This window comes from Paraburkholderia sp. A1RI_3L, from assembly GCF_048957895.1.
GTDB classification, from domain to species: Bacteria; Pseudomonadota; Gammaproteobacteria; order Burkholderiales; family Burkholderiaceae; genus Paraburkholderia; species Paraburkholderia kururiensis.
On record NZ_JARCHA010000003.1, the window covers coordinates 372,774 to 385,550 of the forward strand.

10 protein-coding genes are annotated in these 12,777 nt (G+C 65.1%); 8 read left to right on the forward strand and 2 right to left on the reverse strand.

Going from position 1 to position 12,777, the window contains the following annotated elements:
* The first annotated feature begins 112 nt into the window (after positions 1-112).
* The 4 genes from PXJ20_RS11465 to PXJ20_RS11480 all read left to right on the forward strand — a co-directional run bounded on the left by PXJ20_RS11465 (position 113) and on the right by PXJ20_RS11480 (position 4,191).
* Positions 113-1,129 (forward strand): beta-propeller fold lactonase family protein, encoded by a 1,017-nt coding sequence (locus tag PXJ20_RS11465; RefSeq protein ID WP_126875762.1) that lies wholly within the window; start codon positions 113-115, stop codon positions 1,127-1,129.
* Positions 1,130-1,345: 216 nt separating this feature from the next.
* Entirely contained in the window at positions 1,346-2,341 is a 996-nt protein-coding gene (locus PXJ20_RS11470; protein ID WP_126875761.1) for a sterol desaturase family protein, read from the forward strand.
* Positions 2,342-2,501: 160 nt separating this feature from the next.
* Positions 2,502-3,332 (forward strand): EI24 domain-containing protein, encoded by an 831-nt coding sequence (locus PXJ20_RS11475; RefSeq protein WP_421030754.1) that lies wholly within the window; start codon positions 2,502-2,504, stop codon positions 3,330-3,332.
* Positions 3,333-3,366: 34 nt separating this feature from the next.
* Positions 3,367-4,191 (forward strand): competence/damage-inducible protein A, encoded by an 825-nt coding sequence (locus PXJ20_RS11480; protein WP_421030755.1) that lies wholly within the window; start codon positions 3,367-3,369, stop codon positions 4,189-4,191.
* Positions 4,192-4,268: 77 nt separating this feature from the next.
* Here PXJ20_RS11480 and PXJ20_RS11485 read toward each other — a convergent pair whose 3' ends face one another.
* Positions 4,269-4,733: a rhodanese-like domain-containing protein gene (locus PXJ20_RS11485; protein ID WP_017777962.1), complete on the reverse strand. Its 465-nt coding sequence runs from the start codon at positions 4,731-4,733 to the stop codon at positions 4,269-4,271.
* 506 nt (positions 4,734-5,239) lie between these two features.
* On the opposite strand from PXJ20_RS11485, the gene glnA reads away from it, so the two are divergent.
* The 4 genes from glnA (at position 5,240) to PXJ20_RS11505 (ending at position 11,778) form a co-directional block, all read left to right on the forward strand.
* Positions 5,240-6,655 (forward strand): type I glutamate--ammonia ligase, encoded by a 1,416-nt coding sequence (gene glnA / locus PXJ20_RS11490; RefSeq protein ID WP_017777963.1) that lies wholly within the window; start codon positions 5,240-5,242, stop codon positions 6,653-6,655.
* A gap of 198 nt (positions 6,656-6,853) precedes the next feature.
* Positions 6,854-7,996, forward strand: a complete 1,143-nt coding sequence (gene glnL / locus PXJ20_RS11495) for a nitrogen regulation protein NR(II) (protein ID WP_017777964.1) — start codon at positions 6,854-6,856, stop codon at positions 7,994-7,996.
* Between the two features lie 33 nt (positions 7,997-8,029).
* A complete protein-coding gene (gene ntrC, locus PXJ20_RS11500; RefSeq protein ID WP_017777965.1) occupies positions 8,030-9,544 on the forward strand; it encodes a nitrogen regulation protein NR(I) in 1,515 nt (504 codons plus the stop codon).
* Between the two features lie 47 nt (positions 9,545-9,591).
* A complete protein-coding gene (locus PXJ20_RS11505) occupies positions 9,592-11,778 on the forward strand; it encodes a prolyl oligopeptidase family serine peptidase (RefSeq protein WP_421030756.1) in 2,187 nt (728 codons plus the stop codon).
* Positions 11,779-11,877: 99 nt separating this feature from the next.
* On the opposite strand, the gene xth is transcribed toward PXJ20_RS11505, so the two are convergent.
* Complete coding sequence (gene xth / locus PXJ20_RS11510) at positions 11,878-12,654, reverse strand: exodeoxyribonuclease III (protein ID WP_421030757.1); 777 nt, start codon at positions 12,652-12,654, stop codon at positions 11,878-11,880.
* Positions 12,655-12,777 lie beyond the last annotated feature (123 nt).

Consider the following 12,777-nt stretch of genomic DNA (forward strand, 5'->3'; position numbering starts at 1 on the left):
GTGATTTCGTCTTGCTCACGCGACTTCGCGACGAACGGTGCCTTCGGCAAGTCAACCGCCGGCGCGCGCAAACGTTCTACAATCACGCCACCCCTCCGGACGGTTTCCCTTCATGCGTAATTTCTTCCTTTCCCGCGCCGCGCGTCGTTTCGCGGCGTGCGTGGCGCTGGCTGCGGGCGCCGCAGGTATTGCCCCGACGCTCGCCCACGCCAATAACATCATCGTGCTCAATTCCGGCGAAGCGACGCTCAGCCTGATCGACGAAGCGACGCACCAGGTGGTGGGCACGGTGCCCACCGGCAAGGAACCGCACCACCTGATGACCACGCCCGACAATGCGTCGCTGATCGTGGCGAATTCGGTCTCGAACAACCTGATGTTTGTCGATCCGAAAACCGGCAAGACGCAGCGCTGGCTCGAAAACATCGAAGATCCGTATCAGCTCGGCTTTTCGCCCGACCGTAAGTGGTTCGTCACCACGGGCCTGCGGCTCGACCGCATCGACATTTACGGTTACGACGGTCACAACTTCACGCTGGCCAAGCGATTGCCCCTCGCCGTGATGCCGAGCCACATGGCGTTCACGAACGACAGCAAGACGGTGTTCATCACGTTGCAGGTGTCGGGCGAACTGGCGGCCATCGACCTGCCCACGCAGACGGTGAAATGGAAGATGAAGGTCGGCAAGGTGCCGGCGGGCCTCTGGATGACGCCCGGCGACAAGTACCTGCTCGTCGGCATGACGGGCGCCGACTACGTGGCCGTGGTCGACTGGCGCAATCAGAAGGTGGTGAAGACCATCGTGACGGGCAACGGCGCGCACAACTTCCGCTCGCTCGACGACGGCCGCCACGTCGCCGTGTCGAACCGCGTGGCGAGCACGATCAGCATCATCGACGAAGAGACGCTCACCAACACGGGCGACATCACGGGCCTTCTGCCCGGTCCCGATGACATGGAGCTTTCGGCCGACAAGCGCTACCTCTGGGTCACGTTCCGCTTCGCGAAGCACGTGGGCGTGATCGACCTCACCACTCACAAGCTCGTGCAGACGATCCTCGTGGGCCGCTCGCCGCACGGCATCTACTTCTTCGACCGGGCGCCCGTGACGGCACCGAATGGGGCCTGAGGGAACCTGATGCCGCTTGAGGCGGCATGAGGCGGCATGAGGCGGCATGAGGCGGCATGAGGGGGCGTCGGGCGCCGCACGCGGCTCCGGCCCTGCAAGCGGCAGTCAGCAGCGGAGCCCGGCAGCGGACGTCGGCGAAGAACCCAGCAGAACCCAGCGGAACTCGACCGGGCGGAATGCGTCCCAGCGGCGTCCCGCTGAGCGAAAACGGAAACCATGTTTCACCTGATCACTTCTTCCCTCGACAGCTTCATCTCGGCCATCCAGACGCTGCTGTATGTCGACGTCGTGCAGCCGCTGCTGTTCCGCTTCAACCTCATGGACTACGACGAGGACACGTACGACAGCCTTTACTGGGTGATCGTCGGCGTGCTCGAGGTGCTCGCGATGTACGCGGTGCTGCGTCCGCTCGAAGCGCTGCGTCCGGCCGAGAAGTGGGAGAACCGCAAGGGCGTGGGTGTGGACGTGATCTATACGTGGATCGTGCGGCTCGGCGTGATGAACCTCTTTTTCTTCTTCACGCTGCAGCCGCTTTTCGACCATCTCCAGGCGTGGCTGCGGCTGCACAACATCTCGAACATCGACTTCGACAACCTCTGGCCGGGCGTCACGACCCAGCCGCTCGTCACGTTCGCGATCTATCTCGTGGTGCTCGACTTCGCGGGCTACTGGTATCACCGCTGGGAACACCGCTTCGGCATATGGTGGGAGCTGCACGCGGTGCATCACAGCCAGCGCAAGATGTCGCTCTGGTGCGACGACCGCAACCACCTGCTCGACGACCTGCTCCAGGCCTGTTTCTTCGCGCTGATCGCGCTCGCCATCGGCGTGCCGCCCGTGCAGTTCGTGGTGCTGGTGGCGCTGACCAATTTCGCGCAGAGCGTGCAGCACGCCAATATCCGCGTCGATTTCGGGCGGGTGCTGGAACGCGTGATCGTGAGTCCGTCGTTCCACCGGCGCCATCACGCCATCGGTTACGGCCACGAGGGGCTCACGTATGGCTGCAACTTCGGCGTGCTGTTCCCGTGGTGGGACATGCTGTTCGGCAGCGCGTCGTGGAACCGCGCGATCGAGCCCACGGGCATTCGCGATCAGCTTGAAGGCGAGCGCTACGGCGACGGCTTCTTCGAGCAGCACTGGCTCGCTTTCGTGCGCATTGCGCGACGGCTGGCGCCGAAGCGCGCATCGTCGGGGGACGGCGCGGCCGTTTGAGCGCGCCTCGACCAGCGGGGCGCCGCCGGTGCGCTGTCTTGGGCGAACGGCCGCACGTCGGCGGACCGACCTCAGCGTGGTTTATCCTCTCTGCTGTTCTCCATTTCCCATTCTCCATTCTCTATACGCGCCGGGTTTGCCCCACCGGCCTCCTGTCCGCATGAATGACCTGCTTCGTTCCTTCGGCCGCGCGCTTTCCAGCGTTTTCCATCCCGTCATGCTGGTGCTCACGTTCGTGCCGTTCGCGGTGGCGGCCGTGGTCTGGGGCACGGTGCTCTATCTGTTCTGGCAGCCGCTCATCGACGCCACGCGCGTCTGGCTCGAAAGCTGGTCGTTCACGTCCACGCTCTACGATCTGTTCAACTGGCTGGGCTTTGCGTCGCTCCACACGGTGGTGGCGCCGTTCATCGTGATCGCCATGGCGATACCGCTCATCGTGCTCACCGTGCTGCTCCTGATCGCGACGCTTTCCATGCCGGCCGTGATCCGCCATCTGTCGCGGCGCCAGTTCGCGAACCTCGAGATGCGCCGCGGCGGCACCTGGTTCGGCAGCCTCGCGTATTCGCTGTGGACCACCGTCGTGTGCATCGTGCTGCTCGTCGTGACGCTGCCGCTGTGGCTCGTGCCGCCGTTCTTCGCGTTGATTCCGCCGCTCCTGTGGGGCTGGCTCACCTATCGCGTCATGACCTACGACGCCCTCGCGCTGCACGCGAGCCGCGACGAGCGCCGCGCGCTGGTGCGCCGCTACCGGCTGCCGCTGCTTTCCATCGGCATCGCGAGCGGGCTGCTCGGCTCGGTGCCCACGCTGCTGTGGGTCTGGTCGGCGTGGCTTATCGTGTTCTTTCCCGTCGTCACGGCGGTGACCATCTGGATCTATTCGTTCATCCTCGTGTTCACTGCGCTGTGGTTCGGCTACTACTGCCTGCGCGCGCTGCAACACATGCGTGCCGAAGAGCCTGGCGGTGGCAGCGGCCCGGTCGCGGTTTCCTGACGCGGGCCTTTCTCCCCTTCATCGAGAGGCGGCAATGGCATTTGGTTTGATCATCATCGGCGACGAGATTCTGTCGGGCCGGCGCAGCGACAAGCACCTGCCGAAAGTCATCGAACTTCTGAGCGCGCGCGGGCTTTCGCTCGCGTGGGCGCAATACGTGGGCGACGAGCGCGAGCGCATCACCGAGATGCTGCGGCGCAGTTTCGCCTCGGGTGACATCGTGTTTTCGACGGGCGGCATCGGCGCCACGCCGGACGACCACACACGCCAGTGCGCGGCCGCAGCGCTCGGCGTGCCGCTCGAACTGCATCCCGAGGCGAAGGCGCTGATCCAGGAGCGCATCCGCGATATGCACAGTGGCCCCGGCCCGATCGACCTCGACTCGCCGGAAAACCGCCATCGGCTGAACATGGGCACTTTTCCGCGCGGCGCGTCGATCATTCCGAACGGCTACAACAAGATTCCGGGCTTTTCGGTGGGCGACCATCACTTCGTGCCGGGCTTTCCCGTCATGGCGTGGCCGATGATCGAGTGGGTGCTGGACACGAAGTACGCGCATTTGCATCACGCCACGCCGCATGCGGAGAAGTCGTTGATCGTGTTCGAGTTGCCCGAATCCACGCTGACGCCGCTCATGGAGCAGATCGAGCACGACTTCCCGGGCGTGCGCGTGTTCAGCCTGCCCAGCGTGGGCGACGCGACGCGCGGCGGCATCTACGCGCGCCGGCACATCGATCTGGGCGTGAAGGGCGAGCCCGAGGCCGTCGCGGCAGCGTTCGTGAAGCTGCGCGAAGGCGTGCATCAGCTGGGCGGGGACATCGTCGAGCCGCCGGCAGAAAACGGGAAGGCGGCCGATTGACTGACGATTGACTAACAGGCAGCCGGAAGCGGATTAAGCGCCCATCAGGCGCCGGTCAGGTGGCAATCGTGTGCCCGTCAGGCGCCGATCCACGGCAACCCCCGGAAGCACCAGCCCGACACCGTCTTGCGATGTCCCTGGCCGTCCTTGTCGCCTTCAAATCCTTCCAGCAGATCGAAAGCCTGCGTATAGCCGGACTTGGCGGCCTCGATGGCGGCGAGCTTCGAGCGCGCGGCGCTGCGGCAGAGGAACAGCACGGGCGTGTCGGGCGCAACTGAAGCGCGAAGCTGGTCGAGGAATTCGGGGTTAGGGATGCCGCCGGGGTAGCGGGTCCATTCGATGTGCGCGTACTGGCCGTCGCCAATCACGGGCCGGCCTACCCAGTCCAGCTCGGCGCGCGTACGCACGTCGACGAGCCGGGCGCGGGAATCGAGCTGCAGAAGCTCGAACGCTTCAGCGGGCGACAGCGCGCCCGCGTAGGGCAGCTGGTTTGCGACACGGCGCTTCTCGGCCTCTCTGTACAACTGTTCGAGCGTGCTCATGACGGCCAGTCTCCTCGTATCGGGATCAAAAAAGCATTCTAGCGCGGGGGCGCGGCGCGAGACACCGGGCTTGCCCGGGCACAGCAGCAACTCTCACAACGAACCGTGGACGCGACCCGATGACGCAGATTCGACGACCACGGCGATCGGCGGTCATCGCCTCGCGCAAAGAGCCGCCCAACAAAGGTGCAAAAACGCCGCGATGCACCATAATTGAACAGAGACGGGTGGGTGACACGTGTAATGCACTTTATTGGTGCGATGAGGTGTGCTGACCGGCACACCGTGCCTCGTCACTGCGCCTGAATTCCCCGCGACAGCGCGCGCCGGGCGGGGCGGGGTGCCACGCTGGCGCACGTATGGCATGGAAGCTGCTTATAATCGCCCCGATCGATCGGCCACCGGGTCGCGCCGTTCCGCGAAAAACGCGGTGGACGTGTCAAGGCCGGTCCGCTAGATTGGGGCGGCGGCGAAACCCGCCGAATTCGTTAATCAGGAGATAGGTTATGAGTAAATCCGTGGCCGACGTCATGCAACTCGTCAAGGACGAAGACGTCAAGTTTGTCGACTTCCGTTTCACCGATACGCGCGGCAAGGAGCAGCACGTGTCCGTGCCGGTGTCGGCATTCGACGAGGACAAGTTCGAAAGCGGCCATGCGTTTGACGGTTCGTCGATTGCCGGCTGGAAGGGCATTGAGGCTTCGGACATGCTGCTCGTGCCTGATGCCGATACGGCGTTCATCGACCCGTTCTACGAAGAATCCACGCTCGTCTTGACCTGCGACGTGATCGAACCGGCCGACGGCAAGGGCTACGAGCGCGACCCGCGTTCGCTCGCGAAGCGCGCCGAAGCGTACCTGAAGAGCACGGGCCTGGGCGACACCGCCTTCTTCGGTCCGGAACCCGAATTCTTCATTTTCGACTCGGTCCAGTGGAACACGGACATGTCGGGCTGCTTCGTGAAGATCGGCTCGGAAGAAGCGCCGTGGTCGTCGTCGAAGGAATTCGAAGGCGGCAACACGGGTCACCGTCCGGGCGTGAAGGGCGGCTACTTCCCGGTCGCGCCGGTCGATTCGTTCCAGGACATCCGCTCGGAAATGTGTCTGCTGCTCGAGCAGATCGGCGTGCCGGTCGAAGTGCACCACCACGAAGTGGCGGGCCAGGGCCAGAACGAAATCGGCACCAAGTTCTCGACGCTCGTGCAGCGCGCGGACTGGACGCAGAAGCTCAAGTACATCGTGCAGAACGTGGCGCACACGTACGGCAAGACGGCGACGTTCATGCCGAAGCCCGTGGTGGGCGACAACGGCTCGGGCATGCACGTGCACCAGTCGATCTGGAAGGACGGTCAGAACCTGTTCGCAGGCAACGGCTACGCCGGCCTGTCGGAATTCGCGCTGTTCTACATCGGCGGCATCATCAAGCACGCTCGCGCGCTGAACGCCATCACGAACCCGACGACGAACTCGTACAAGCGTCTCGTGCCGCACTTCGAAGCACCGGTGAAGCTCGCCTACTCGGCGCGTAACCGCTCGGCCTCGATCCGCATTCCGCACGTGTCGAACCCGAAGGGCCGCCGTATCGAAACGCGCTTCCCGGACCCGATGGCCAACCCGTACTTCGCGTTCTCGGCGCTGATGATGGCCGGCCTCGACGGCGTGCAGAACAAGATCCACCCGGGCGAAGCCGCGGACAAGAACCTGTACGATCTGCCGCCGGAAGAAGATGCAAAGATCCCGACCGTGTGCGCGGGCCTCGACCAGGCGCTCGAAGCACTCGACAAGGATCGCGAGTTCCTGACGCGCGGTGGCGTGTTCACGGATTCGATGCTGGATGCGTACCTGGAACTGAAGGAAGGCGAGCTGCAACGCTTGCGCATGACCACGCACCCGATCGAATTCGAGATGTACTACTCGCTGTAAGCGGCAATGGCGCTTCGCTTGCCAGCAGCGGCAGCGAAGCGTCTGTCCGACGTTCACGATGGGTTACGAAGGGACGGCGGTGCCGTCCCTTTTTCGTTGGACGCGGCGGGTCAGACGCTCATCGGCGCACCGCTCGCGACCCGGCAGACAGATGACTACCCTCATCAGCGCATTGCCTCCTCGCGGCCAGACTGAAACATGGTTCTGAAGAATCTGATCAAGGCAAGAAAAGGGCACGCCGAAGCCCTGTCGGAAGATACGCAGCTCGTCGAATCGGGGCTCCTGCCCGGCTTCGAAGCACTGCCTACGGTGGTGCTCGTGCTCGACAAGCGCACGCTGCGCGTCGCTTTCGCAAATCCCTCGGCCGAGGCCATGCTCGATCTCTCGCGCCGTCAGCTCACGCAGATGGCGTGGCCCGACATCTTTTCGAATGCGGACGAGCTGATCGCCACCATTGCGTCCATCGCCGAACACAAGTTCCACGCCACGCACCTCGACGCGGTGCTCGAACGCGCCGGTCACGAGCCGCTGCACGTGCATGCGATCGTGGGCTTTCTGGAAAGCGCGCCCGACTACGTGCTGCTCGAACTCTTTGAAAACGAGCGGCATCTGCGCACCGACCGCGAAGAGCGCATTCACGACCTCACCTCGGTCAACAAGCAGTTGATCCGCAATCTCGCGCACGAGATCAAGAATCCGCTCGGCGGCATTCGCGGCGCGGCGCAGTTGCTCGAATTCGAGCTGGGCGCGCGCGAGCGCGACGAACTGCGCGAGTACACGCAAGTAGTGATCAAGGAATCGGACCGCCTGCAGACGCTCGTGGACCGGCTGCTCGAACCGCACCGTCATCCGCACATCGTGGGCGACGTCAACATTCACGAAGTGTGCGAGCGCGTGCGCGCCGTGATTCTCGCGGAGTTTCCGCGCGGCCTCACGATCGAGCGCGATTACGACGTGAGCGTGCCCGACCTGCGCGGCGACAAGGAGCAGTTGATCCAGGCCGTGCTCAACATCGTGCGCAATGCGGCCGAAGCGCTGCGCGAACGCATCTCGCAGGGCGACGCGCGCATCGAGCTGCGCACGCGCGTGGCGCGCAAGGTGACCGTCGCCAAGCGTCTGTGCAAGCTGGCACTGGACTTGCATATCATCGACAACGGTCCTGGCATTCCCGAAGAGATTCGCGACCGCATCTTCTATCCGCTCGTGTCGGGGCGCGAAGACGGCAGCGGTCTCGGTCTCACGCTCGCGCAGACCTTCGTGCAGCAGCATGAAGGCCTGATCGAAGTGGAGAGCCGGCCGGGCCACACCGAGTTTCAGATCCTGCTGCCGCTCGACTACTGATACCGCAAGCATCCCAAGACTTCTACGGACCCTATGAAGCCGATCTGGATAGTAGACGACGACCAATCGATACGCTGGGTGCTCGAAAAGGCCCTCGCGCGCGAGAACTTCGCGACACGCAGCTTTGCGAACGTGCGCGAAGCCGCGAGCGCGCTCGACCACGACAGCCCGCAGGTGCTGGTGTCGGACATCCGCATGCCCGGCGGCTCCGGGCTCGAATTGCTGCAGACCGTGCGCGAGCGCGTGCCGGGGCTGCCCGTCATCATCATGACGGCGTTCTCGGATCTGGATAGCGCCGTGGCCGCATTCCAGGGCGGCGCGTTCGAATACCTCGCGAAGCCGTTCGACGTCGACAAGGCGGTGGAGCTGATCCGCCGCGCCGTGGACGAGAGCGTGCGCGGCGAACACCCCTACGACGAGCGCGTAGCCGAAGCGCCCGAAATGCTGGGCCAGGCGCCCGCGATGCAGGACATGTTCCGCGCCATCGGGCGGCTCTCGCATTCGGCGGCCACCGTGCTTATCACCGGCGAATCCGGCACCGGCAAGGAGCTCGTGGCGCGTGCGCTGCACCGGCATAGTCCGCGCGCAAGCGGTCCGTTCATCGCGCTCAACACGGCGGCGATTCCGAAAGACCTGCTCGAGTCGGAACTGTTCGGCCACGAGCGCGGCGCGTTCACGGGCGCGCAGGCCATGCGCCAGGGGCGCTTCGAGCAGGCCGAGAACGGCACGCTCTTTCTCGACGAAATCGGCGACATGCCGTTCGATCTGCAGACGCGCCTGTTGCGTGTGCTTTCGGATGGGCAGTTCTATCGCGTGGGCGGCCACAATCCGTTGCGCGCCAACGTGCGCGTGATCGCGGCCACGCACCAGAACCTCGAATCGCGCGTACGCCAGGGCCTGTTCCGCGAAGACCTGTATCACCGGCTCAATGTGATCCGCCTGCGTTTGCCGGCGCTGCGCGAGCGCAGTGAGGACATTCCGCTGCTCACGCGCCACTTCCTGCAAAAGAGCGCGCGTGAACTCGGCGTGGAACCCAAGCGCGTGTCCGACGAGGCGCTCGCGTATCTGTCGTCGCTGCCGTTTCCAGGCAACGTGCGGCAACTCGAAAATCTCGCGAACTGGCTCACGGTGATGGCGCCGGCGCAGACCATCGAGATCAAGGACTTGCCGCCCGATCTCGTGCCGGCTCAGGCCGGCTCGCCCGAACTGACCATGGCCGGCGCCGCGATCGCGGAAGGGACGGCTGGCGCAGTGGCCGGCGTCGCGCCGAACGGCACGGTTCAACCGGCGCTTGCCGCGGCCGTGCCCACCGGCATGCCGGCACCGCCGCCCGTGAGCGCATGGGAAAGCGGACTGCGCACGGAAGTGGCACGTCTGCTGCGCGAAAACTCCGCCGACGTGATGGACGAGCTCTCGCGCCGCTTCGAGGCGGCGGTGATCCGCGAGGCCCTCGACTTCACGCGCGGCCGCAAGGTCGAAGCGGCCGAGCGGCTTGGCATTGGCCGCAACACGATTACGCGCAAGATCCAGGAGCTCAACCTGGAGTAGCGGCGCCCGCGGGCATAATCGACGCTGTCGAATACATTCAGCCGATCATGCCCGCATCTTCTTCCCGGCGCGGCCGGGGTTCTCCGGCTAGCAGCACGCGCACCGCGCGTGTTTCCCCGTGGCCTCGCCAGCCCGATCCCTTTCGTTTTCTCGAAGACCTCGACGACTCCGCCGCGCTCGCCTGGGTGAACGAGCAGAACGCGCGCACGCATGCCGCCTGGCAAACCGGCGCCTCGTTCGAGGCGCTCGCTGCGCGCCTCGCACAGGCTTATCTGCCGCGCGAGCGGCCCGTCATTCCCACGCGCTGGAAAGATTGGGCCTACGACCTCTGGGAAGACGACGCACACCCGAAGGGACTGTGGCGACGCACCTCGTGGGCGAGCTGGCGCAGCCGCGCACCGCAATGGCAGACGCTGCTCGATTTCGATGCATTGGGCGCCGAAGAGGGCGTGCCCTGGGTGTGCGCGGACATCGAGATTCTCTATCCCGACGGCGACCGCGCGTTGATCGCGCTCTCGCCGGGCGGGGCGGACGCCACCGTCGTGCGCGAGTTCGACATCGAGCGGCGCAGGTTCGTCGAGGGCGGCTTCGCGATCGAAAGCGAGGGCAAGCATACGGTGACGTGGATCGACCGCGATTCGGTCTACGTCGGTTGGGATCGTGGGGACCGTGCGCGCGGTGCGCTCACGCGTTCGGGGTACCCGCGCGAAGTGCGCCGGTGGCAGCGCGGCACGCCGCTCGCCGAGGCGCCTGTCGTGTTTCGCGGCGCGTTCGACGACGTGAGCGTGGAGGCCGACTACGATCCTGTCGAACACCGTCACGAGGTGGTACGCGGCGTGGACTTCTTCGACTCGCATACGTTCTGGCTCGACGCGAGCGGAACCTGGCAGCGCTACGAGGTGCCTGCGCACGTCGCTGTGGGCGCGTGGCAGGGGTGGCTGCTGCTCGAACCGCGGCTCGACTGGCACTGCGAGGGCGCGCTGCACGCCGGCGGGTCGCTGCTGGCGATCCGCGAGGACGCGTTTCTCTCAGGCCGGCGTGACTTCGTCTCGCTCTTCACGCCGACGCCCGTGACCTCCGCATGCGAATGGACGCACACGCGCCACTATCTGATCGTGTCCTGGCTCGACGACGTGCGTAGCCGCACCATGCTGTGGCTTGCCTCGCAAGATGGCGAGAGCGGGGCGTGGACGTGGCAGTCGCGGCCGCTTGCGGCGAGCGCGGCGAGCGGTACCGCGCAGGTCGATATCTCGCCCGTGGAAGAGACGCTCGACGACGAAGTCTACGTGGACGTCGACGATTATCTGCAGCCGCCCGAGTACGGGCTCGCGGACCTCGCGGCGAATGATCTCGCGAACTGGGAGCGCATCGACCGCTGGCCCACGCAGTTCGACGCTACGCCGCTCGTCGTGAAGCACGGGCACGCCGTGTCGAAAGACGGCACGCGCGTGCCGTACACGATCATTGGACCGCGCGGCGTGCTCGAAGGCGACATGCCATCGCCGCAGCCTTGCCTGCTCACCGGCTATGGCGGCTTTGCGATTCCGTTCACGCCGCACTATCTCGTGGGGCCCGGCATCGGCTGGCTGGAACGCGGCGGCGTCTACGCGATCGCCCATATTCGCGGCGGCGGCGAGTATGGCCCTGCCTGGCACACGGCGGCGCAACGCACGCGCCGTCAACGTTCGTTCGACGATTTCATCGCCGTCGCGCAACAGCTAGTCGCCGACGGCGTGACGACACCGAAACAGCTCGGCATTCAGGGCGACAGCAATGGCGGGCTGCTCGTCGGTGCGTGCATGGTGCAGCGACCGGAGTTGTTCGGCGCAGTGGTGTGCGAGGTGCCGCTGCTCGACATGCAGCGCTATCACCGGCTGCACGCGGGCGCTTCATGGCTCGACGAGTACGGCGATCCCGACGACCCAGCCGAGGCGCGCGCGCTCGCGGCCATCTCGCCGTATCACAACGTGAAGGCCGGTGTGGCGTATCCGCCGGTGCTCTTCACGACCTCGGCCAGCGACGATCGCGTACATCCGGCGCACGCGCGCAAGATGGCGGCGCGCATGCAGGCGCAGGGGCACGCAGGCGTGTGGTACCTGGAAAGCACGGCAGGAGGACACGGTTCGGGCAGCGACGCGCTCGAACGCGCGCACTACGACGCGTTGGTGTTCGGCTTCCTGTGGGCGACGCTCGCGCTCACCAACGATGACGGGAGCGGGGCAGCGAACAGATGAGGAAAAGATGAAGTAAGCGAAGGCGGGGCGGCAGCCTCACGACCCGCGCCGCTCGCCAAGGCCGGGCTACCCGCCAAGGCCAGGCTGCCACGCCGACGCTCAGCCGATCTGCGCAAACACAGGCGCATGATCCGAAGGCTGCTCCCATTTGCGCGGCGTCTTGTCCACGTCGCACAGTGTGCAGTTGAGCGCAAGCTCTTTCGAAAGCAGCACGTGATCGATACGCAGACCCGCGTTGCGCCGGAACGCGAGCATGCGGTAGTCCCACCACGTGAAGCTCTTTTCAGGCTGATCGAAGAGCCGGAACGCATCGACGAGGCCCAGCGCGACGAGGCGCTCGAATTGCGCGCGCTCTTCGGGCGAAACGAGGTTCTGTCCTTCCCAGGCTTTGGGGTCGTGCACGTCGCGGTCTTCGGGCGCGATGTTGTAATCGCCCAGCAGCGCGAGCTTCGAATGCCGGGTCATTTCGCCTGCGATCCAGTCGTGCAACGCGTTGAGCCAACGCAGCTTGTAGGTGAATTTGTCGGTGCCGGGCGCCTGGCCGTTCGGAAAGTACGCCGAGATCACGCGCACGCCTTCCACGGTGGCGCAGATCACGCGCTGCTGCTCGTCTTCGAAGCCGGGGATGTTGCGCACGATGCTGGCCTCGTCCACGGCGATTCCGTCGCGCACGATAATGCCCACGCCGTTATAGGTCTTCTGGCCGGCGAACCAGCTCTTGTAGCCCTTGGCTTCGAGTTCGGCACGCGGAAACTTCTCGTCGGGCAGCTTCAGTTCCTGGAGGCAGAGCACGTCGGTCTGGCTCAGTTCGAGCCAGTCGATCACATGTTGCTGACGAACCTTCAGGGAGTTGACGTTCCACGTAGCGATTTTCATTGGACGCGAGCGCTGCAAAATGAGGTAGGACATTATGCATGAACGGCGGCGCGGTCCTGTCACCGCTACCTGCACGATGCGGTGAACGTCGAAGAGGTGCCGCCGCATGTGAGGTGTTTGACG

What these genes read in the sequence shown, in the direction of transcription:
- PXJ20_RS11480 (WP_421030755.1), top strand. Translation starts at nt 3,367, where the DNA reads ATGGCATTTGGTTTGATCATCATCGGCGACGAGATTCTGTCGGGCCGG.
- xth (WP_421030757.1), bottom strand. Translation starts at nt 12,654, where the DNA reads ATGAAAATCGCTACGTGGAACGTCAACTCCCTGAAGGTTCGTCAGCAA.
- glnL (WP_017777964.1), top strand. Translation starts at nt 6,854, where the DNA reads ATGGTTCTGAAGAATCTGATCAAGGCAAGAAAAGGGCACGCCGAAGCC.
- PXJ20_RS11505 (WP_421030756.1), top strand. Translation starts at nt 9,592, where the DNA reads ATGCCCGCATCTTCTTCCCGGCGCGGCCGGGGTTCTCCGGCTAGCAGC.
- PXJ20_RS11470 (WP_126875761.1), top strand. Translation starts at nt 1,346, where the DNA reads ATGTTTCACCTGATCACTTCTTCCCTCGACAGCTTCATCTCGGCCATC.
- PXJ20_RS11475 (WP_421030754.1), top strand. Translation starts at nt 2,502, where the DNA reads ATGAATGACCTGCTTCGTTCCTTCGGCCGCGCGCTTTCCAGCGTTTTC.
- ntrC (WP_017777965.1), top strand. Translation starts at nt 8,030, where the DNA reads ATGAAGCCGATCTGGATAGTAGACGACGACCAATCGATACGCTGGGTG.
- glnA (WP_017777963.1), top strand. Translation starts at nt 5,240, where the DNA reads ATGAGTAAATCCGTGGCCGACGTCATGCAACTCGTCAAGGACGAAGAC.
- PXJ20_RS11485 (WP_017777962.1), bottom strand. Translation starts at nt 4,733, where the DNA reads ATGAGCACGCTCGAACAGTTGTACAGAGAGGCCGAGAAGCGCCGTGTC.
- PXJ20_RS11465 (WP_126875762.1), top strand. Translation starts at nt 113, where the DNA reads ATGCGTAATTTCTTCCTTTCCCGCGCCGCGCGTCGTTTCGCGGCGTGC.